Here is a 21,534-nt window from a genome sequence, read left to right on the forward strand (position 1 = left end):
AGGCAGGGATTGGCGTAGCCCGTAAGGAGCGAAGCGGATTACGGGGTTCGAAACCGGACAATTCCCAATTCCGAGAACCCGTGCCGGAACAGTGCGATGACAAACGGCATGTCGTTGCCGAAAAATCCCGTAATCCGTTTCACGACATACAGGGTTTCGAAATCGCATCATTCCCAATTTCAACCCCCGTACCGAATCAACATGATTCAATACGGCATGGCGGAGTTGGAAAATCCCGTAAAAAGGCAGGGATTGGCGTAGCCCGTATGCAGCGATAGCGAAATACGGGGTCTCGAAACCGCACAATTCCCAATTTCAAAACCCCGTGCCGGAATAGTGCGATGACAAACGGCATGTCGTTGCCGAAAAATCCCGTAATCCGCTTCGCTCCTTACGGGCTACTCGCTAGATTAATGATCATTGAATATAGCTTGATTTTGAACAGAGTATCTACCCGGCTTTAGTTTCCAAGCCACATTTCATATTCAGCAACACCTTCTTCGTTTTTTCCAGAAAACTCAAGCCCTTCAAAAAAATGGTGATCATCATTTTTTAGATACGTATATACAGCTTTGTGCAATTGCCAAAGAATATCTGCATAAGTAAGAAATTTACCTCCTCCATCAATCTTTACAATCATTGGTACTTTTTCCCATTCAATCAGATTGTTTTTTTTATTTATTTTTGGCAGCGCGTATATGTAGGTGACATCTAATCGTTCTAAAGGCGAGGTTGATGTCAATAAGTTCTTGTCAAATGGTTTAGGAATATTTATTTCATCATAATAAACTGAAATAGCATTGGTTAAAGCAGAAGGCGAATCTGGTATGGGTTCTTTAAACGACCACGCAACAGATTCGAGCATTAAGTCAGGTTCCACGTTAATTTGCCTCTCTGTAAATGAACAATTAATTATTACAATTGAGATGACCCATGTATATTTTATTAAATTCGGAACGCTGTTTATTATGGGCATTGTTGTGGTCCACAATTTGAATTTACCCAATTGCTCCTTTTAGCAAGGTAGCCCGTATGCAGCGATAGCGAAATACGGGATCTCGAAACCGCACAATTCCCAATCCCGAAAACCCCGTGCCGGAACAACGCGGTTAAATACGGCATATCGTTGCCGAGAAAACCCGTATTCCGTTTCGCTCCATACAGGCTACTCGCTACGTGTTTCCCGACGAACCCGATTCCCTTCCGTACGAGGTTAATAACTTTTTTACATCATCCATAATTCGATCATCATAAAAATTAGTGTCTTCAAGCCTGTCAAGCTCATCAACATATGCAACAAAAACTCTGTCAATATATTCATTCCTATCAGAACATAGATCCGCTAAACATAGATCCGCTAATTTTCTGCATCCATCGTGTAAACCTATAGAGCCGTTCAAGATGTTTTCGGCTATTGATATTCCTTGATCAATCACTAATTTCCCTTGTTTATCTTTTTCATAAATCTTCTTTACAATTTGCTTGGCGGTATAAACATTATCTGGTTGCCTGTAATCAATTTCTAATAATGAATAATAATTTTCATAGCCAATTGCTTGTTCAATTTCTTTGCTCGCGTATAGCCATTTGATAAAACTATCTACAGACTCTTCATCAAAAAAGAAAAGTCGAAAGTGATTTATTATGTCATTAGAAAGTGACTGTTTTTCCATATTATTTTTCGGTTATACCAGATAATCCTGCATGAGTACCAATATATTTTATTTTTAATTCTACGTTTTTATAGTTAGTTACACTATGAAAGTAATGTATAACGATTATCCGTCCGTCAGGGCAATCATGGATGTATTGCATCTTTATCCAAGGCCCCGGCCCATAATGTGCTATTAAGCGAGGTTCATCGCCCATTTTACCCATTCTAGGTTCTCCAGCACCTGCCTTAGCTTCAGCTAACGCAAGTTGTACGCACAAATTATCCGGCTCTACATCAGGTATCGCTGGCTTACATATTTTATCGATTGCATTACCAAGTGGTTCAGCAATAATAGGGTAAATTAGACTACCAGCTCCATATCCTGCAGCGCCGGCAGCTGCGACACTACATGCAATTGGATTGGCAAGGCAAAATTCTGCAACAGTTCCGCCGCCTATACCTGTCCCTGGGAAAGGTATAGCCGTTAAACCAGTCGGATCGGTGGAATTAACCGGATTCCCCCCCACATACCCAAAAGTATTCAACCCACCCTGAATGCCGATAGGATCACTCTGCGTATACCTGCCAGCGAGGTAGCCCGTATGCAGCGGTAGCGGAATACGGGGTTCGGAACCGCATAAATCCTAATCCCGAAACCCCGTTCCGGAACAGTGCGATGAAATACGGCAATGTTAGGTTTGGAAAAGCCCGTAATCCGCTTCGCTCCTTACGGGCTACGTGCTGACAAAAAACGGCAACCCCAAGATACGCTCCAAACTCTACATGGCGACCGTCACCGCAACCCGCTATAACCCTGACATCAAAGCCCAATATGAACGCCTGACAGGAAAGGGCAAAAGCAAGATGTCAGCTTTGGGGGCTGCCATGCGGAAGCTGGTACAGATTTGTTATGGTGTCATCAAAAACCAGCAACCCTATCAACCACAAGTGGCTGTGTACCCCCTTGTGATTGGTGTGGAGAGATGGTATCTACTCGCTAGGCGGACGTAGGTGAGTTTTTTGGTGGCGGTGTTGAGGGTGTGGATACGGGGTTAGGTCTTGCATTATCATATTCAAAACACCTGTTTGTTATTTTGCAAGACCTGATTCCATATTTCCTTCTTGTAAGGGTTACGAACCCCCGTCTCACTCAAGTAATAAAAACAATATCAACATATACCAATTCCACAATCAAACGATGCCCAATAAGATTTGGGTTTTCTGGATAATCTTTTATTTCTGCCACGATTTTAGACATATCGATAAATCCATAAGAATCCCAATCAAAAAAATCTACAAATGCAAGTTCAGCTTTGGAATTAATTCTTGTAATTGGATGGTCCCAGTATCCGCTAGTTTCACCTTTAGTTCGATTGATCTCAACAGGTATATCCCATTTGTCACCTGGATCAGGAATTTGAGAAGGAATAATTTTTATCTTCGGACAAGGAGAACCCAATCTGTAATTGAATTCCTCTTCATCATCCGGTAAAGCAGGTACTAATACAATACTGTCAAATAATTCCTGCTCTATTCTTTTAAATGAATCGAGCAAATCCCAGTTTTGGGTGGCTTGGTATTGATCCATAAAATAAATATTCCAAATTGAACGAACACATTCTCGGTAACGATTAGCCAGGTTTGTAATAAGGAATTTTGTTGATTCATTCATAACTTATTTCCAATTAATACCATCAGGGCTAGCACTTGTGCTAGGGTAACATTCACATGTTGCTTTGTTTTGATGATAGTCGATTTTATGCCAATGAGAACCTGTAGTTGAACCATGTTCATTACCCGGTTCTGAAAAAGGAGCTATACTTGGCGGACAAGGGTTGCAATTACCATTGCAATCTTTTCCAGGGTTAATTATAGGGAGGGTCGGGTGATGTTTCCCAAAATTTTTACCTCTAGATTCGTAAGGCGCAGGTTTTGCCGGAACAGGTGGATTATACCAATCCCAAAAACCACCATGACAACTAGAGCATCCAACACCACCTTCAGCAGTTTGACCAAATAATCCAAGCGGATCAATGATATTAATCGGATTCCCATTGACATAGCTATAAGTATTCAACCCACCCGCAATCCCAATCGGGTCACTCTGCGTATACCGCCCCACCTTAGGGTCATAACTACGGAAGACATTGTAAAACAACCCCGTCTCCACATCGAAATACTGCCCCGGAAAGCGCAGGTTGTAGTCGAACCGGGTCAGGCTGGCGTCGGGCTTGCCGTTGGCCGCGTTGCCGCCGAACGGGTCGCTAAAGTCCCATTGCCAGCGCAGGCGGTTGCTGGTGTCGATGATTTGCCGGGGGGTGTTGAGGTGGTCGGTTAGCACAAGGTAGACGCCGCCGCTGGCGTTGACGACGGCGACGGGCTGGTCGCCCAGCCAGAGGTGTTCGCGTTGGCGGCTGCCGTCGGTGCCGTATTCGCCGAGCAGCTGCCCGGCCTCGTCGTAGGCGTAGAAGCGGCTATTGGCGGCGTTGGCGGTGTCGGTCTTGCTGACGCGCTGGCCTAGGGCGTTGGTGCCGTACTGGTAAGTGACGGTGCCCGAGGCGTTGGTGAGGCTGGCGAGGCGGTTGCGGCTGTCGTAGCCGAAGGTGGGGCCGCTGCCGTTCGCGGTGAGGTTGCCCGCCGCGTCGTAGCTGTAGGNGGNGNNGCCGACCCAGTCCAGGCGGTTGCTTTGGTCGTCGGGCGTGTACAGGGTCTGGCTNCCGACGGTCTTTTCGGTGCGGTTGCCGCTGGCGTCGTAGCCGTAGTGGTGGGCGGTGCCNGTGAACGGGGTGAAGTCAGTCAGGCGGCCCAGTCCGTCATAGACATAGTTGTTGGCGTTGCTGACGGTGGTGTCGGTGAATCCCCCGTCGCCCAGTTGGGTGACGTTGCCGATACGGTCATAGGCGAGCTTTTTGGTGCCGGTGTTGAGGGTGTAGCCGTCGATGCGCCCGTCGCTGTCATAATGGCGGCTGACGGCGGGCGTGCCGGTGACGGTGCTGAGGGTGTAGCTTTTGACCCCGCCCCAGGGCTGGTAGGCGAAGGCGTCGAGCAGGGTGGTGAAAGTACCGGTTGGGCTTTGGGCGTAGGCGAGCTGGCTGGGGCGTCCGGCAGGGTCATAACTGTAACCGACGGTGAAGCCGGAGGGGTAGGTCATCGTCGCCACGCGCCCGCTGATGGCATCATAGGTATAGCTGACGCTCAGGTTGCGGCTGGCCTGGGCGGTGCTGATGCTGTGGGTCTTGGTTTGTAGGCGGCCTTCGCCGTCGTATTGCCAGTCGGTGCTGCCGCTGGGGTCGTCGACGTGGCTGAGTTGCCCGACGGCGTTTTTGGCAGGCGGGTTGGCGGTCAGGTCGGCGGTGTTCAGGTCATAGCGGTAGCTGATGGTGCTGTCCACGGTGGTGGCCTGGGCGGCACCGTTGGCATCGGCGAGGTAGGTGCTGTCCGTCAGCAACCTGTCCAAGGCGTCGTAAGTGTATTGGGTCGTGGTGTTGCGGGCGTCAATGCGGGTCTTGAGGTTGCCGGCAGGGTCGAAGCCCGTGTTGTTGGTGACGCCGCGGTCTTGGCTGTTTTCCTGGCTTTGGTTGCCGAGGCCGTTAGTGGTGAAGCCCGTGCCATTGGGGCGCGGGCTGGCGGTGCTGTTGGCGCGCGGGTCTTTGACTTGGGTGAGTTGCCCTAGGCCGTCGTAGCCGTAGGTGGTCAAGTAACTCGTTACGCTATCTATAACGTTGGTCAACAAATCCATGCGATCCAACGCGTCGTAGCCGTTGAGGGTCTGTTGCTTGTTGGCGGCGGTGCCGTCGGGGTAGTCGGTGGTGGCGGTCAGGTTGCCGTTAGGGTCGTAGTTGTATTCGCTGACCAGTTGGTTGGCGGCGTTGAGCAGTTTCCACAACCGGCCCAGGTTGTCGAAGCGGCGGTTGACGCTGGTGTAGGTGATTTCGGATGCGCCGCTGCCGGTGACCGTGCGTTCTTTGGTGCGGTTGCCGAGGTTATCCAACACGTACTTGAGCTTTTCTCCGGCGGCGTTTTGGATGGTGTTGAGCCTATGCGCATCGTCATAGGTGTAGGTGGTGGTGCCCGTGGCGGGGCTGGTGACGGTGTTCAGCAAGGTGTTGGGGTAGTAGGCCAATTGGGTGCTGCGTCCCGCCGTGGTGACGGTCTGCAATTGCCCGCGCGGGGTGTAGGCCAGTTGGGTGACGACACCGTTGGCGGCGGTGATTTGGGTCGGGCGGCCGTGGGCGTCGTAGCTGTCGTAGGTGGTCACTTGCCCTAAGGCGTTGGTGGTGGTTTTCAGCATCCGGCGGTTGTTGACGTTGGTCTCCGTGTCGGTGTAATACCCGTATTGGCTCTTGTCCGACGCGTCGCTGACATTGTTGCGTGGGCCGTCAACCGACAGGGTTTGCCCGAAGGCGTTGTAGGTGTATAGCCATTTGCGGGTGCTGGCCGGGCTGGCGGCAAGGCCTAACGCTCCTGTGCCATCGTTGGTGGACTGGACGGTCTTGCTGCACAGCACGCCGTCGGCGACCGCGCCGTTTTTGCCGCATTGGGGGGCGTTGGCGTTGGTGCTGTCGCCCCACGCCCAGGTGGTCAGGCGTTCGGGTTCGGCCTTTTTTTCGGGGACACGGAAGCGGGGATGCCATTGGGTGGTGATTTTGCGTTCGGCGGTGTTGGCGGTGGGGGCTGAGCCTTGCACGTCGGTTGGGCATTGGCCGCCCGCCAACAGCGGGCTGCCTTTCGCGATGCCTTCGATGCGCACGGTTTCCAGGTTGCGGGCGGTGTCGTAGGCGTAGCAGGTGACATTGCCGTTGAAGTCGGTGCGCTGGATGATGTTGCCGTTGGTATCGTAGCGCAAGTTGCTGGCGGAAGTGGGGCAGCTGCTAGGATTGGGCGTGGCGGCGGGTTGGCTTTGTGACGTGACCTTGGCAACACCTTGGATGATCTGGAAATTCATCGGTTGCCCTGGGTTGAGCAAGTTGCCTGAGGTGTCACGCAAGCCTTCCGAGATGGTGCTTGATGTGCCGCTGGTGTAGGCAATGTCAACCCGGTCGATGTTTTTGCTGACATCGCCGTGTTGCGAAGAAACGGCGAGGCCTTGGGTGTCGTAGCTCCAAGTGGCGTAACGTTGGCCGTTTTCGTCGATGATGCCGGTCAGGGCATTATGGATGCCGACGACAGGATTAGAAAAAGCGGCAGGGACGTAACTGGGGTTGTTGTATTCGTAAGTGCGTATGACAGGATTTGTAGGGGTACTTTCAGGGTAAACCACGGTGGTGAGGTTGCCATAAGCCTCCAAGGTGTTACCGTCCTTATCTAAGTCGTATTGGTATTGATAAACGCTTCCGCCAGGGACGGTCATTTGCGCCATGCGTAGTTTTTCGTCGTACAGAAAAGTCAGCGTATGGTGGGTGATTTGGTCGGTGACGCTAAGGAGCTTGCCACTGACGGCAACGAGCGGTGCCGGAGCTTGCGCGGCGGCGGTATAGAGGGAGGACAAGGGCGTGTCTTTGGTGCTGTAGTCCAAGACTAGGTTGACACTGCCGCTACGGTTTTTCAGAGCCTGAAGTTTTCCGTCAGTCCTGTAGGTTTCAGCGTTGTCGTTGCGGTCGGTCAGCTTCCAGCCACTGAACACGTTGTTGGAATCCTTGAGGTATTCTAGCCTGTCGGTGATGTCGGGGTCGGGTGTCCACTTGTCGGTGGCTTGGCTGTATTTGAAAACCAGTCGCCTGCCGTCATACTTGGCAACCATCGCAGTTTGTCCATCCACAGGCGGAGTGATTTCCCAAGTTGACGAAGTAATGGAGCGGTCATAGTAATGCCGCCATTGTGCGCCAAGATTATTGCTGGTGTTGGCTACCCCGGCATGGCTGTGATAAGTCCGTTCAAACCGCAAGCTATTGCTGTCTTCGTAATCCTTCTCTATCTGGACTTTGTCGCCGAGACTGGTGTTAATGGGGTTGCCTTTAAATGGGCTACCAGAGCAAAGTTCAGGCGGCGGGGTTTTGGTCGGCTGAGGTGCGGTAGTGGGTTGGAGAGGACAATAGTAGTCAGTGGGGCTATTTGGAGGGAGCTGTGGATTACCAGCAAATATGAAAATGGCACTGATACTAGGAAACACCGATCGAAAGCAAAAAGGACGTTCAACGACGGCTCCAAAGTCAGTATGAATATCGTTACTGCCATTTATACAATTCCAAGTTCTAAGATTCCCACGATAAACCTGATTAGAAGCATCAAAATTTTTTGGAAAATACCCTACCAATATTGGGAAGCCTGGAGGTGGGTAGTTAATGTAGTAACCTGGACAGCCCTCGCTTGGAGTTGAAACGTAGCCTTTTGTTTGTCCGCTATAAAGTAAACGAATAGCTGGTTCATATTCTGTTGCTATTGTTCGGGTCGGCATTAACAGGATAGTTATAAACAGTAAAAAGATTGCTTTGATGCAAGACACTTTGAAATACCCCAAAAAACTGTCATGTTTCATTAAAATAACTGGCCTTTTTACTTTTAAAGGTGCACCTTGCATCAGAATTACTCCTAAAGGATTTGGCTAAAAATAACTTTCCAAAATCTGCCATGTCGGGACGGCCTCCCAATGAACGGCTCCAGCTTACTTGATCTTTTTTGATTCATTTCAGCGAGGTAGCCCGTATGCAGCGATAGCGAAATACGGGGTCTCGAAACCGCACAATTCCCAATTTCAAACACCCATACCGAATGAACTTGATTAAATACGGCATGGGCGGAGTTGAAAAATCCCGTAATCCGCTTTGCTCCTTACGGGCTACTCGCTAAAAATAACTTTCCGAAATCAGCCATGTAGCTCGTTGGGGTGACATTAGGAACCCCAAGGATTGATGCCCGCCCAATGCGTTGGAGTTGGTACCTCACCTACGGGCTTTGCTGGGGCGAATGCCCCGTCCGACAGGAAAATCCGATACGCTGTCCGAGCTTTGAAGGCGGGAGTGAGTGGCGTTGTTGCCGCCCAACGCCTTGCCTGCTACCAGCAAAAGCCCTGGCCGGAAAACAAAATTGTCCGGAAGTATAGGTGAATGTTACCGCCGGAAATATTAACTATTACCTAGTTTGAAGCGGGATACTTCACACCTTCCGCCAAACGACTTTTACTTGATTGATATTAAAAGGGAAAATATCCAGACATTTTAGGCTTGCACGTAATTCCCCACATAAAAACTCCGGTGGGGCGGCCATTTTCTGGGCGATTTGGGTAGCGGGCGGCGACAGTTCTGATCCCCGCTATCGGCCCCGTCATTAAAGCGAGGCAGCCCGTATGCAGCGATAGCGAAATACGGGGTCTCGAAACCGCACAATTCCCCATTTCAAACACCCGTACCGAATCCACTCGATTAAATACGGCATGGCGGAATTGGAAAAACCCGTAATCCGCTTCGCTCCTTACGGGCTACTCCTCTGCCCTCTGCTCCCTGATTAATTAAAATGGGGGGCTTTTAAAAACAGGACGTTTAATGTGTCTTGAGCCATTATCATATCCCTTAAAATACACTATTATATTCAGGGTGGAGGATGTCCGATTGGGGTAAAAAGCACATTTACCGATGGGTTAAGTCCCGGATATTTAAATGTGGATCGGATGAGTCCAATTTAACCAAAGATGCGCAAAAACGCTAACTTGAAACCTATCAATACGGGATCACCTTAATAAAATGAACCGATTAATGATGCGGATTTGGCTTGTACTGGCGGTTGCCTTGGTGATGGATGGTTGTAGCAACACTACGCCTACCGCCAAGCCTGATAATGTCCAAGCCTATAGGGTCGCCCCGCCTCGGACGGCCACGGCGCAAAATTTCTATAGGCCTACAGTCCGCTCCGGGGTATTCCACAAACCTGGCGAACTGGCTCCTGCAGTGGAATTCTGGCGCAAAACCTATGTGGAGTGGCGCCGCTCGGAAGTCGCATTTCATGATGACCGCTATCTGGATGTGGTCTACGAAGTGATGGTGTTGCCTGGCGATGTCGGAGAAAGCCTGACCCGGGAACAAAAAAATATGGTCAGGCAGCGCCGGGATTTTTGGAAAGCCCAATTGGCTGTCCTAGAGGGCAAATTGCGTTACAACGCGCCGTTAACGGTTAATGACAAGCAAATGATTGCTAAATTGAAGAGTAACGGCAGGCAACTTAACAGCGTCCTGTACGGTGCCGCCGAACGGGTGCGCGCGCAACGCGGTACCCGCGAACGGTTCATGAAAGGGTTGGAGATCAGCCGCCGCTATGACCGGCAATTTAGAAAAATCTTCCGCGATGCAGGCTTGCCGGAAGATTTGGCCTTGTTGCCGCACGTCGAATCTTCGTTCCAACCGTCAGCAAGATCCTCCGCTGGGGCGGTCGGCATGTGGCAATTCACCAAAGGTGCGGCGAAGACCTTCATGCCTGGCGGGAGGGTGGATTTGTGCCTGGATCCCGTTGCTTCAGCCAAAGGCGCGGCAAGTTACCTGAGTTATGCCTACGGCAAGTTGGGTGACTGGCCTACGGCAATCACTTCCTACAACCATGGTATCGGCGGTATGAGGCGGGCACAAACCCAAGTTGGCCGTGATTTTGTCCGTATCGTCAAAACCTATCAGAGCCCGGCGTTCGGCTTTGCTTCCCGCAACTATTACGCCCAATTTCTGGCGGCACGCGAAATAGCCGGCAACCCGATGCAGTATTCCAGTAATATGTCCGGCCAGTGATGCCGTTTATCCTGCTGGCCGGTTAACGAAGCCGGGCTTGGCGTTTAGGGCTTGACTAAATTACGGCCCTTGCCGTTACAAGAAAAAAGTATCCGCCGAAATCGCCCCTAGTGGCGGCAATGCGGTATTGATGCCTAGGGAAATGACCAAATCCGTATTGGCTTGGAATCCGGCGGTATCGTCATTGACAATCAGGTAAGAAATCCCGCCGAAAGTTTGGACAATCGCCGCGCTATTGATTTCTAACGCTTGGTTTCCGGCAAGTTTGCCATTGGCGTCAATGAATATGTTATCAACATCGGCTTTGTCCAAACCAAACGCGTCAATGTCTTTGGCGCGGGTAAAGTGGTCTGGCTGTCCGATTGCAGCGCCCGTTTTGGATAGCAAGTCGATTTTGTCGCCATTTACACCGAAAATGTCAATTTGGTCAGGGTTCGCCAGTAAAGATTCGCCAAACTGGAAGACGTAAATGTCATTGTTGTCGAATTGCGAAGCAAAAAAATCTTGCCCCGCACCCCCATTTAAGATGTCTTTACCGTTTAATCCACCATAAATTTCGTCATTACCGCTGCCACCATAGATAATGTCATTCCCGGCATTGCCATCACTATCTCCGTAGATAAAATCATTGCCACTGCCGCCATACAGGGTGTCATCACCGGAAAAGCCGTAAATGATGTCATCCCCTCCAGCACCATTGATGATATTGTTTAAGCCATTACCTGTGATGGTGTTGGCTAGGCTGTTTCCGGTGCCTTGGATGCCATTGTCTATCAGGATCAGGTTTTCCAGATTGGCGCTTAAGGTATATTTGCTGGCTGACGATTTGACCAGTTCATGGTCGCTTAAAGAGGTTTCGATGATGACGTCAAAAGTCCGGTCAACAAGGTAAGTGTCATCGCCTGTGCCACCGTTAAGGGTATCCACGCCTTTGCCACCATTTAGGACATCACTGCCAGCATAGCCAGTCAGAATATTATTAGCGTCGTTACCCACTAATATATTATTTTGCGCATTGCCTGTACCGTTGATGGTAGCGGTACCTAACAAGGTCAGATTTTCAAGTAAACTTCCTAAAGTAAAGCTGACATAGGAATTCACTTGGTCATAACCCGTGCCTTCTATGATTTTATCGCCTAAATTGTCGACCACATAGACATCGCCACCATTTCCTCCGTTTAAAATGTCTTGGCCTGTGCCGCCATCAAGGTAATCAAAGCCTTCACCACCAATCAGACGGTCATTTTTGCTGCCGCCCAAGAGCGTGTCATCATCAAGGCCACCATCCAACACCACCGAACCTAAGGTAAATTTGGACGCGTCCAACAGGTTCTCGCCGTTGCCTCCAGTCAATTGCGCTTGCTCAATGCCGACCAGCACATCCACGCCATTCGCGATCAAGCGGTCATTGCTGAGGATGAATTCCCATAAATCCCCTGAATCGACAACTTTATCAAGCCCGCTACCACCATTGAGAAGGTCGCTATTGTCGCCACCATACAAAACATCATTGCCGGCTCCGCCATAAATCGCATCATCGCCGCCGTTACCTTTCAGGGTGTCATTGCCTGCGTTACCGTAAAGGGTGTTTTCTTCGTTGCCACCTACGAGGGTATCGTTATTGTCTGTGCCAGTAATGACCTTGCCGGGCTGGCTAGGGGAGGGGATGGAAATCCGTAAATTGTACAAGCCTGTGGCATTGGCAAAATCCCTTTCCGCACCTGCAACGCCGAATACATAAGTGCCCGCTTTCAAAGAAGTGAGTTCTAGTCGGTAGCTATATGGGTAGTTATTGAGCTGTGCGCTGACTTGAATTTCGGTGTAACTGTCGTTGGCGGCATCGTAGCTATAGAGGCGCATTTGATAAAACGCCTGGATTGCCACGACATCGGGCGAAGATAATTCGATATAACTGTTAAGCGGTGCGGGTTTGTCTAGTTCAAAACGATAAAAATCAATTTTGTCGTTAGACGTTATGTCGCTCAGGTAGCTGATTGTACCAGCCGCTATGTTTGTCCCTTTTATCTTGCCTAAATCGTTTGCTAAAAGGAAGGTGTTGTTATTTTCTACATCAATAATGCCTAAATTGTTTGCCATGATGGTTGCCCTATAAAAGATTGAAAAAGAAACCAGTCTAATGGGGGGATGTATACCAATTCACTAAGTAATTACACAAAAGTAACCCGGTATTCATCGCCGAATTTTGAAAGGATGTCCAATACGGCCTGTTTCAATGTCCCGTAACTGGCATAGCACGATAGGGGCAGCCATTCATACTTGATCTTGCGCCAGACGATTTCGATCAGGTTAAGCTCAGGGCTATAGGGCGGCAGATAATGCAACACGACACCTTGCGCCATCCAGTCGTCGCGGCGTGCCAAAAAGGCACGGCTGGTGTGCATGGAAGCGTTGTCAATAATGACGACGCACGGTTTTTTATGGACGGCGTAGCCGTCGCCATAGTGTGCGGCAAACAGGTCGAAGGCCCCGGCCACCTGTTCTGTTTTGACGCGCCCTTCAACGGTGTGGAAAAAAGACCGGCTGTCCCGGGAAACAAACCCCAGGACATTGAGGCGCTGGCTATGGAAACAGGGGATTTCCAACGTCCGGCCTTTGGGTTGCCAGGCGTAAGGCACGGAGGACGCGGTGCTGAAGCCTGACTCGTCAAAATAGTACAGGCTGATTTTGTCTTCATCGGCCCATTGTTTCATGACGGTTTGGATGGCTTTGGCCTTGGCAAAGCCATTGGCACAACGCCTTCCTTTTACGGAGCGCCTGCACCGCCGCCATGAATAACCGGTTTTTTTAAAATGCGCCTTAACGTCCCGGTCGCCGACTTTTTCCGGGTCCGGGCCTCCAGAAGGGCTTGGGCCTGCTTGATTTGGCGCGGTTCTTCGTCCAATTGTGCCCGGAACAGTGCGATTTCTTCCGGCGTGTAAATCGGTGGCCGCCCGGAGCGCGGCAAATCCCCAAGCCCGCCGACGCCTTGCGCGTTGAAGCGGTCGATCCACTGGCTGATAGGGTCACGGTCAACCTGGAAAATGGCTTGTAGCTGGTTTATCGTATGCCCGCTGCCGCTCAGCAACAAGGCGTGGGCGCGTCTTCGCACCTTAAAGTTTGGGTGGGTCTTGTAAAGCGCATCCAACTCTTGCTTGTCTGTGTCGCTGAGTGGCCGGACAAATTTTAAACGTGGCATGGGGGCGGTGGCTCAAAAAGCTTATATTTTATACCATAAAACTTATGTCAAATTACTTACAACGCATATCGGGGCATAACGGAGGAAGCCATTGAGGTGTAGTGCTTAAGGAATTGCTCCTGTTTAAACTGTGAAATTGCTTGGCTGAGCAATTCGCTAGTATATTAAAATCAATGCCTAAGGGCTGTGATTTATTACCGGAACACGCTGATTATTGAGTTTGCTCAGCCCTCATAAACATCATCCTGCATAATCAAAAACAATACCCAAGAAAATTCCCCGGTGCTGATTTTTGATCCGCAATAGCCGCATTCGGCGGTTTGTCCCATATTATCGGCGGGTGCGCCGCATTGGGGGCAACTGGTCAAGCTATACGGTGCAGTGTGGGCGGCTTTGCCTGTGCGGCGGACGAATGTCCAGTATTCGCTGTAACTGCGGCGGTTGCGTTTGGAACCGCCGATGATTTTACCGTTAGCATCTTCGGTGTAATCAAAACACGAAGCAAAAATCCTCACCGTGATCGCTTGGTAATATTTATCCAGCTCGATTTTGGCGGGCACGATTTGGCTGATGTTGATGTCGTCCAAACGGTTATGCCAATCGTGTTCGGCGTATAAAGCCAGCCAAAATGAATTGGCTTCATACAAACGATCTGACAACAAATGCCGCACGCCTTGCCAATCGCGCTGGCTCCAATGTTCGTAAATGCTCAGGAAATAGGCTTTTACTATGTCATCGGCAAAGGGTTGCCAAAAACTGTTCCAATCGGGTAAGGATTGTTGTTGGATGTAACTTTGCATTTGTTCCGCCAAGCCGTCTTGCTTGATGGTTATGAGTTGCGTGCCTTGTTCCTCGGCATAAGACACCAAATCGCTAGCCGCTAAGGCAGTCGTCCGCAGTACCACGCGCTTGCTTAAATACCATTGTTTTTCACCTTTATTGATGACCGTGCCGCAATGACCGCATTCGCCGGAATCAGTGAAGTGCGCGGGTGCGCCACACTGTGGGCAACATAAGGTTTGCATTTTGTCCGGTTCGGCGGACAGCAAGCCTTTTTGCCGATAAAACAGCCAGCGCTCGGTGACGGTGTAGCGTGTGGCTTTATCTTGCTGATGCAGGGTGTAATTGGCATCAATGACTAAACTGATGCTTTCAGTCTCTGTGCCTTGGGTACTGATGCTTTCCCAGCGGATGCCGTTAATGACGATCTCGTTAACCGTCCACGGCGCGGCTTTTTCAAAATGCTGTTGTAGTTCGGTGCTGAGGAAAGGACTGAGATAGCTAAATTCAGGATGGGTGGAGTAGCTGTAAAACTTGGTGTAGAGCGAGTGGACAAAATCGATGAATAAAATGCCCGAAAAGTTGGGGTCGCTTTGTTTGAGCAAGTCCAGTTCATTTTTGAGGGAACTTTGCTGCCGTGATCTGTTAATTGCCGTAGGTGCGGCGACAAAGGGTTGCGGGGCGGTTTTATTTTTCAGGATGATAATTATGATGATCAGTATGATAAGAAAAAATACTAATCCCGCAGGGTTAGTGTTTACAGAAACACCGTTGTTGTAACCGGAAGAAAAGGATGGGTTATAAGAAAACGAACCGTAAGATGGTGAGCTATAAGAACCGGAAGAGGAACTATGCCCCGAACTGGAATGCCCACCGCCAGGCCGTGCTTCTGTAACGTTAAAACAGGTCATAAGACCCAGCAATAACAGCCAAATCAACAGCATCGCTCTCATAAATCCACATCCAAATCATCAGGCAATTCGTTAATGTCATTTGCAATCGGCGGCAAATGACGGCTAAACACAGGCTGGCTTTTTTCCAGTTGGGTAATTAACGCATCTAAAGGCTTACGTTCGTGAAAAATACCTTGAAAATCAGCGTGTAAAGTTTTCCATTCCGAAACGGGCAAGGCCATTTCCGCGCCTTTGTCTGCCAGTAAAACCACCCGTTTTTCTAACCACGACACATAAACCAACACCCCAATTTTAGCTTGGGTATGCTGGATGCCACCTTTTTGAAAAATCGCCCGCGCCATGGTCACGACGCTTTTTTCCAAACGTGCTTTTTTAATGCTTAAGCGTGTCAGCAATGGGAAATGGGCAAGCGCAAAACCGGACAAAAATGCGGCGATCGGTGTGGCATACACGATGTCATCACTAAAATATTCGGGTGCGAACATGACGTAGGTAAAGCCCAACCACGCACCAAAAACGCCCCAAACCCAAGCAATGTCACGGTAATCCGCCGAGCGCGGACGCAACACCACGACCATTTCAATGTGGGAGTTTTTTTCAATGTGCTTAATGGTTTCCCAAAGCTGCGTTTGCAATTCTGTTGTTAAGGCTTTTTTCATAGGTCTTTAGCACCGTAGGCTATAATCACAATTTTACGCACGAGAGGAATTCAATAATGGGACTTTTTGACGGTTTAAAACGCCAATTACGGTCGGTGATCGAATGGGAAAATCCAGCTCCAAACGCCTTGTTTGAACAATGGACCGACAATGGCGATGAAATCAAAAACGCTTCAACCTTAATCGTCGGCCCAGGCCAAGGCTGTATTTTTGTATACCAAGGCAAAGTGCAGGCGGTTTACCAAGACGAAGGTTCGGTCAATCTCAAAACCGATAATATCCCATTTTGGACGACCATCACCAAATTCATGCAGTTTTTTGAAAGCGAGCATAAGGTCGGCATTTATTTTTTCCGCAAGACCGTCATCCTCGACCAAAAATGGGGAACAACATCGTTAATCAAATACTTAGACCCTACTTACAAGTTTCCGGTGGGCCTCAGGGCGTTCGGTAATTATAGTTACCGGATCAAAGAAGCGGGGAGTTTTTTCGTCAATGTCGTGGGTAGCCATGGGCTGTTCACTACCGAAACCATGCGCAGCGTTATCGTCTCCCGTTTAAATCAACCGCTGGCGGATTTTCTTGCCACCAGCCATTTCGGCTATCTCGATATTGATGCCAACCGTGAGGAAATCGCCGAAAGCGTGCGCGAAAAAATGGCGGCGATTTTTGCCGATTTGGGTTTTGAAATCACCGATTTTAGAATCGAAGGTACGGATTTTGATGAAGAGACCTTAAAACGCATCAACCGCATCGCCGACATGACCGCCGAAGCCCAAGCCGCGCAAGCCGTGGGTTTGGATTATGCCAAAATACAGCAACTGGAAGCCTTGCGCGAAGCGGCGCGTAACGAGGGCGGCGGTGCCGGGATGGGCATGGGTTTAGGGGCGGGCATCAGTTTCGGGCAGAACATCGCCCAGGCCATGAACAGCAATGCTGCCGGGACTGTCACCGGCAATAACCCGGTGGTTGATCCGGCGGAGAAATTGGCGCAATTGAAAAAGCTGTTTGAGGCGGAGTTGATCTCGGCTGATGAATATGCGGCTAAGAAAAAAGCGATACTCGATGCCTTTTAATTGCATGAGGGGGAGACTGGCGCTTGGGCTTGTTGCCCGTTAGCCAACCATGATCCGGTTACGCCCGGACGCCTTGGCCTTGTAGAGCGCGGTGTCGGCGCGGCGTAAGAATTCGGTGCCTTGTTGGCCTGCCACAAGTTCAGCGACACCAATGCTGACTGTGATTGGATCCCGAAACACTTCCAACTGGCAGCCGCCCATTGCCCCCTTAATCCGTTCCGCAATGGCAGTGGCTTGTTCAAGAGGGGTATGTGGCATCAGGATGATGAATTCTTCGCCACCAAACCGAATCACCGTGTCTGTCACCCGTGTTTGCTGGCGTAACAGTTTGCCAAACCTTATGAGCACTTCGTCCCCGGTATCATGTCCCCATGTGTCGTTGACTTTCTTAAAGTGGTCCAGGTCGGCCATGAGTGCGCAAAACTTCTCGCCAGTGCGTTCGGCGCGGCTGATTTCGACAGGCAGCACTTGTTCCAATTGCCGGCGATTGCCGACGCCTGTGAGTTGGTCGGTCAATGACAAGGCAAGGATTTCCGCCTCGCGTTGCTGTAGCTTCAGATTGGTCTGGGCAAGCCGGAACTGGGCGTCGGCGTAGTCGCGGTTGAGCGCGAGCAGGGTACCATAGAGACGTTCCAACTCTTCGATGTCATATTCAGCAAGCAAGCGCAGCTCCGAGTTTACCCGCCAAATGCGGGTGCGCAGGGTGCGTGCGTGCGTCATATAATCGCCTAGGGTCAAGAGTCCGTGGTAAATCCGCCCTTCCGTATCCGCCTCCATACTGACGAGCAAGGCAAAATCCGGTTGGATGAAGAATTGGGCCACCCGTTTGCCTGCCGGTTGCTCCCCCTCCATATTGATGAGCCGCAGGAATCCGGCATTTGCTTTTACCAGTGTGCCGTCATCACGGATGGTGGCCACTGCGATGGTGAGCAACCCTTTTAGCTCAGGTCCGATCCACTTCATATTGGGTTAACCAATGATCCGGTTGGCATGGATGAGCGCGGCCTGGGCATCCTTGCCGCAAGCATCGGCGCCTAACGTTTTGGCCAATTTCTCAAAACGGTTGATGGCAAGCCCTCCGACCATTACGAAGGGCCTTGCGTCGCCCGGTTGTTGGCGAAGTTGTGTGATGGTTTCTTTAACTGCGTGTAGGTGGTGGGCAAGCGCCACCGACAGGCCTACCACGTCAGGTTTCCACTCCTTTGCCTCCTGGACCAGTGTTAGGGAGGGTACATTTTCGCCAAGATAGTGCACATCCCAGCCCCCAAGCAGGAACGCATCAGCGACCATGCGCAATCCGACAGCATGATAGTTGCCTTCGACACAGGCCAGTAACACCCGTTTGCCAGTTTGCCCTGACTGTGTTGACCGTAGCAGCCCGGTTGTCATCACGGACTGCGCAATTGCCGTCGCCATGTGCTCTTTGGCGACTGACACCAGGTTTGATTGCCATTTTTCGCCAATATGGTAAAGCGCGGCTTGGATAATGTGCAGTTCGATGTCAATGAGGTTATGCCCGTCGTCGATACAACAGTTTACTATTGCTAATGCCCCTTTCTGGTTGCCGTCGAGCAACGCCGCCTCAAATGCCGCTGTTTCGGGCCACGGTTTAGGGGGCTGGGGAGGAGCCGGTTTGGCCCCTCTGGACGCTAAATAAGTGTCCCGTGCCGCCAATAGCGCGGTATTGACCACTTTGGCGTCCGCTGCTTCCATGTGTCCAGAAAAGAAATCCGCCAGATATTCTAATGACTCGGCAATGTGGGCAACTGGAATTGCCCGCACCGACAGCATATTGTCCAGCCAAACCAGGTAATCCACCAGAGGCTGCAATAGCCCGAATTCAAGTGCCGGACGAAGAAATTCGAGGTGTAACTTAATCTCCTCATGGCAAGCCTGACGGCCACAGGCCCAAAGTTGTCCATAAATCGCCATGTGCGCTTGATAAAACCGGCCCGCGACCGTGTCCGCCGCGTCCGCCTGCAGCGCATGGAACCGCTCCAATCCTTTCTTCTCCAATGTTGTCAACAACATAGCTCAATCCTTCAATGTCCTAATCCGTAGTTTGTGGCTAAATGGCAAGTGGTTATCCGAAAATTTTTTAACATGAAAATATGGGGGGGGCTTTAAGTTTCGGATAAGCAAAACCAATAGGCACTAGCCAACATCAGGTTCCATATATTAGCAAATGTCGATTAATAGTGTGCAGAATTTACCGCCATGCCTGTAAGGTTATGGTAAGCCGGGGCATCCGCAACCGGGTAGATTTTAGCTGACGTAAGGCTCATGATAACGGCATAATGGCAGGAACTGAAGTTCACCTATTTAGGAAGCCATGCCACAACCCAAACCCACACAAAAACAAATCAATAAAGAAAATTTATTAAGCCAAGGTGTCACCTTGCTGACCCATAAGGGTTATCACGGTACGGGCCTGAAGGAAATTTTGGATGCCGTGCAAATCCCCAAGGGCTCGTTTTATAACTATTTCGGTAGCAAGGAAAATTTTGCCGCTGAAGTCACGCAGCATTATATCGCCCCGTTCATCAAGCAACTGGACGCCCATTTACAAAACCCGGATGGTGATGCGCTGGGCGCGATCAAACGCTATTTTGGCGAATTGATCAATGAATTGGAACAGACCGATTTTAAAGGCGGTTGCTTGTTGGGGAATTTGATGGGCGAAATCGGCGACACCAGCGAAGTGGTCAGGGCTTCCTTGCAACAGGCGGTCAACCAATACCGTGATTTGTTGCAGGCGGGCCTGGCTAAAGCCCAACAGGAAGGTACCGTGCGGACCGACAAATCCGCCGGGGAAATGGCGGATTTATTGGTCAATACCTGGCAGGGCGTATTGTTGCGTATGAAAATTGACAAATCCTCTGTGCCGCTTAAGCAATGCTGCACAAATTTATTGGATGAATATTTCAGGAATTGATGCTACTATGTTTTTTCGAGACGACTGGTCATTTTTTATTATACGAGGAGACACATCATGCCAAAATACATTATCGAACGTGACATTCCGGGGGCAGGCGCTTTGACGGCGGCAGATCTGCAAGGCATTTCCCAAAAGTCCTGCGGCGTCCTTAGCGACATGGGCCCCAAGATCCAGTGGGTGGAAAGTTATGTGACCAATGATAAGGTCTATTGCGTTTACATCGCGCCTGATGAGGCGACTGTGAAAGAACATGCGGAAAAAGGTGGCTTCCCGGCAAACCGCATTTCTGAAATTAAAACCATGATTGACCCGACTACCGCCGAAGCGTAATTGCCACAACCGCGGCACAGGTAAGGCATCCGTGCCGCGGTTGGCCAATCTCCACCTTAAATCCATGAGTTGACAATGAAAACAAAAAATACTCTGAAATCCCTGCTGGTAGGTGTGGCATTGTTGTCGCCGCTGGCGCACGCCGAAATCCTGGCGATGCTCAATTATGAAAGCAAACCCAACGTTACCCCGCGCCGCGAAGGCATAGCCATCATTGACGTAGACCCAAGTTCGGCTAACTTCAGCAAAATAATCACCGATATTCCGCTGCCGCCGGATTTGGTCGGGCACCATATTTTTTACAATAAAGACGCCAGCAAGGCTTATTTCACTTCTTTAGGCAGCAACCCGCTGCAAGTCATGGATATGAAAAAATATCCTTACCGCCTCAAGACGGTGGATGTGCCGGACTGTAAAGTGGCAGAGGATGTGGCGTTTTCGAAAGACCAAAAAACCTGGTATTTGACTTGCATGGGTTCCAGCAATGTCATCGTCGGCGATGCGCAAGCCGACAGAGCCGTCAGTACCATTGCCGCGCCAGAAACGGCGGGCGCGCACGCGTTTATCAGCTATCCGCATGGCATTGGTTTGCAGGATGACATTGACCGTATCGTTGTGACCAGCACCGTACGCCCATCGGATTTGGGTGCGCCGGGCGAGACGGTTTCTGTCATCGAAGCCAGCAGCGGCAAAGTGTTGTCCACCCACAAACTTTCTGACAAACCATCGCCTTCCGGGGTTTCGCCCGTTGAGGCCGTATTCCTGCCGGGCGCAAATCCGGCCACCGTGTATGTCAACAATATGTTCGGCGGCACGATTTGGGCGGGCGTTTGGGATAAGGACGGCAAGGAATTTAAATTCCACGAAATCTATGATTTTAACCTGATCAAACAAGGTGTGCCGTTGGAGATTTATTTCAACCACGACCATAACCGCATGTTTGTGACCACCGCCAATCCGGGGGCGTTGAATGTGTTCGACATTAGCAAACCCACGCAACCGAAGTTGCTAAAGTCCATCCCCACCGCGGGCGGTGCGCACCATGTCGTGTTTTCGCCGGATGAACATTATGCGTTTGTGCAGAACAGCTTTTTGAATTTGCCTAAAATGGATGACGGCTCAATTACGGTGGTTGATTTGGTCAAGATGGAAAAGAAAGCGTCCATTGATACCTTGAAGAACCAGGGGTTTAACCCTAACTGCATCGTGATGCTGCCGGAATGGCACCATGATGATGCACATTAAAACCATCCGGTTTTAAGCAAAAAAGGCCGCATGATGC

The 21,534-nt window shown here is 50.3% G+C and carries 18 protein-coding genes and 1 pseudogene; 7 read left to right on the plus strand and 12 right to left on the minus strand.

Going from position 1 to position 21,534, the window contains the following annotated elements; translation table 11 throughout:
• Positions 1-278: hypothetical protein (locus tag METMI_RS27895; RefSeq protein ID WP_232215228.1), on the plus strand; the 278-nt coding region annotated here is incomplete at its 5' end.
• Between the two features lie 182 nt (positions 279-460).
• Here METMI_RS27895 and METMI_RS0113690 read toward each other — a convergent pair.
• The 3 genes from METMI_RS0113690 to METMI_RS24085 all read right to left on the minus strand — a co-directional run bounded on the left by METMI_RS0113690 (position 461) and on the right by METMI_RS24085 (position 2,274).
• On the minus strand, positions 461-880 hold the full coding sequence (locus METMI_RS0113690) for a hypothetical protein (protein ID WP_156829854.1): 420 nt from the start codon (positions 878-880) through the stop codon (positions 461-463).
• A gap of 292 nt (positions 881-1,172) precedes the next feature.
• The gene (locus METMI_RS0113695) at positions 1,173-1,673 is read right to left on the minus strand and encodes a hypothetical protein (protein WP_019866860.1); all 501 of its coding nucleotides are present in this window, start codon (positions 1,671-1,673) and stop codon (positions 1,173-1,175) included.
• Between the two features lies 1 nt (position 1,674).
• Positions 1,675-2,274, minus strand: coding sequence for an RHS repeat-associated core domain-containing protein (locus tag METMI_RS24085; RefSeq protein ID WP_083930313.1), 600 nt, complete (start codon positions 2,272-2,274; stop codon positions 1,675-1,677).
• Positions 2,275-2,392: 118 nt separating this feature from the next.
• Between METMI_RS24085 and METMI_RS0113705 the strand changes: the two genes are divergently transcribed.
• Entirely contained in the window at positions 2,393-2,665 is a 273-nt protein-coding gene (locus tag METMI_RS0113705; protein WP_019866862.1) for a transposase, read from the plus strand.
• A gap of 139 nt (positions 2,666-2,804) precedes the next feature.
• Here the strand turns inward: METMI_RS0113705 and METMI_RS0113710 are convergent, their stop codons facing one another.
• Positions 2,805-3,326, minus strand: coding sequence for a hypothetical protein (locus METMI_RS0113710; protein ID WP_019866863.1), 522 nt, complete (start codon positions 3,324-3,326; stop codon positions 2,805-2,807).
• 3 nt (positions 3,327-3,329) lie between these two features.
• The gene (locus tag METMI_RS0113715) at positions 3,330-8,171 is read right to left on the minus strand and encodes an RHS repeat-associated core domain-containing protein (protein WP_456299005.1); all 4,842 of its coding nucleotides are present in this window, start codon (positions 8,169-8,171) and stop codon (positions 3,330-3,332) included.
• Between the two features lie 1,171 nt (positions 8,172-9,342).
• Between METMI_RS0113715 and METMI_RS24090 the strand changes: the two genes are divergently transcribed.
• Complete coding sequence (locus METMI_RS24090) at positions 9,343-10,359, plus strand: lytic transglycosylase domain-containing protein (protein ID WP_019866866.1); 1,017 nt, start codon at positions 9,343-9,345, stop codon at positions 10,357-10,359.
• Between the two features lie 75 nt (positions 10,360-10,434).
• Here METMI_RS24090 and METMI_RS25535 read toward each other — a convergent pair whose 3' ends face one another.
• The 5 genes and pseudogenes from METMI_RS25535 to METMI_RS0113750 all read right to left on the minus strand — a co-directional run bounded on the left by METMI_RS25535 (position 10,435) and on the right by METMI_RS0113750 (position 15,908).
• Positions 10,435-12,456 carry a calcium-binding protein gene (locus tag METMI_RS25535; protein WP_019866867.1) on the minus strand — a complete coding sequence of 674 codons (2,022 nt, stop codon included), beginning with the start codon at positions 12,454-12,456 and terminating at the stop codon, positions 10,435-10,437.
• A gap of 71 nt (positions 12,457-12,527) precedes the next feature.
• Complete coding sequence (locus METMI_RS27015; RefSeq protein WP_232215281.1) at positions 12,528-13,262, minus strand: IS630 family transposase; 735 nt, start codon at positions 13,260-13,262, stop codon at positions 12,528-12,530.
• A pseudogene (locus METMI_RS27900) lies at positions 13,178-13,555 on the minus strand (helix-turn-helix domain-containing protein); the annotation flags it as partial. The pseudogene METMI_RS27900 and the gene METMI_RS27015, both read right to left, overlap by 85 nt.
• A 224-nt stretch (positions 13,556-13,779) precedes the next feature.
• Positions 13,780-15,288, minus strand: a complete 1,509-nt coding sequence (locus METMI_RS0113745) for a TIM44-like domain-containing protein (protein WP_019866869.1) — start codon at positions 15,286-15,288, stop codon at positions 13,780-13,782.
• A complete protein-coding gene (locus METMI_RS0113750; protein WP_019866870.1) occupies positions 15,285-15,908 on the minus strand; it encodes a hypothetical protein in 624 nt (207 codons plus the stop codon). Before METMI_RS0113750 ends, METMI_RS0113745 begins: the two co-directional genes overlap by 4 nt.
• 56 nt (positions 15,909-15,964) lie before the next feature.
• On the opposite strand from METMI_RS0113750, the gene METMI_RS0113755 reads away from it, so the two are divergent.
• On the plus strand, positions 15,965-16,984 hold the full coding sequence (locus METMI_RS0113755; protein ID WP_019866871.1) for an SPFH domain-containing protein: 1,020 nt from the start codon (positions 15,965-15,967) through the stop codon (positions 16,982-16,984).
• Between the two features lie 39 nt (positions 16,985-17,023).
• On the opposite strand, the gene METMI_RS0113760 is transcribed toward METMI_RS0113755, so the two are convergent.
• Together METMI_RS0113760 and METMI_RS24105 are read right to left on the minus strand one after the other, a co-directional pair.
• Positions 17,024-17,947 (minus strand): GGDEF domain-containing protein, encoded by a 924-nt coding sequence (locus tag METMI_RS0113760; protein WP_019866872.1) that lies wholly within the window; start codon positions 17,945-17,947, stop codon positions 17,024-17,026.
• 6 nt (positions 17,948-17,953) lie between these two features.
• Positions 17,954-19,015, minus strand: a complete 1,062-nt coding sequence (locus METMI_RS24105; protein WP_019866873.1) for a cobalamin B12-binding domain-containing protein — start codon at positions 19,013-19,015, stop codon at positions 17,954-17,956.
• Between the two features lie 301 nt (positions 19,016-19,316).
• Here METMI_RS24105 and METMI_RS0113770 point away from each other — a divergent pair, with 301 nt between their 5' ends.
• From METMI_RS0113770 to METMI_RS0113780, 3 genes are all read left to right on the plus strand, one after another.
• Positions 19,317-19,919, plus strand: coding sequence for a TetR/AcrR family transcriptional regulator (locus METMI_RS0113770; RefSeq protein ID WP_019866874.1), 603 nt, complete (start codon positions 19,317-19,319; stop codon positions 19,917-19,919).
• Positions 19,920-19,976: 57 nt separating this feature from the next.
• Positions 19,977-20,252, plus strand: a complete 276-nt coding sequence (locus METMI_RS0113775; protein ID WP_019866875.1) for a DUF4242 domain-containing protein — start codon at positions 19,977-19,979, stop codon at positions 20,250-20,252.
• 75 nt (positions 20,253-20,327) lie between these two features.
• Positions 20,328-21,497 carry a YncE family protein gene (locus METMI_RS0113780; RefSeq protein ID WP_019866876.1) on the plus strand — a complete coding sequence of 390 codons (1,170 nt, stop codon included), beginning with the start codon at positions 20,328-20,330 and terminating at the stop codon, positions 21,495-21,497.
• Positions 21,498-21,534 lie beyond the last annotated feature (37 nt).

Origin of the sequence: Methylovulum miyakonense HT12 (genome assembly GCF_000384075.1) — a bacterium.
GTDB classification, from domain to species: domain Bacteria; phylum Pseudomonadota; class Gammaproteobacteria; order Methylococcales; family Methylomonadaceae; genus Methylovulum; species Methylovulum miyakonense.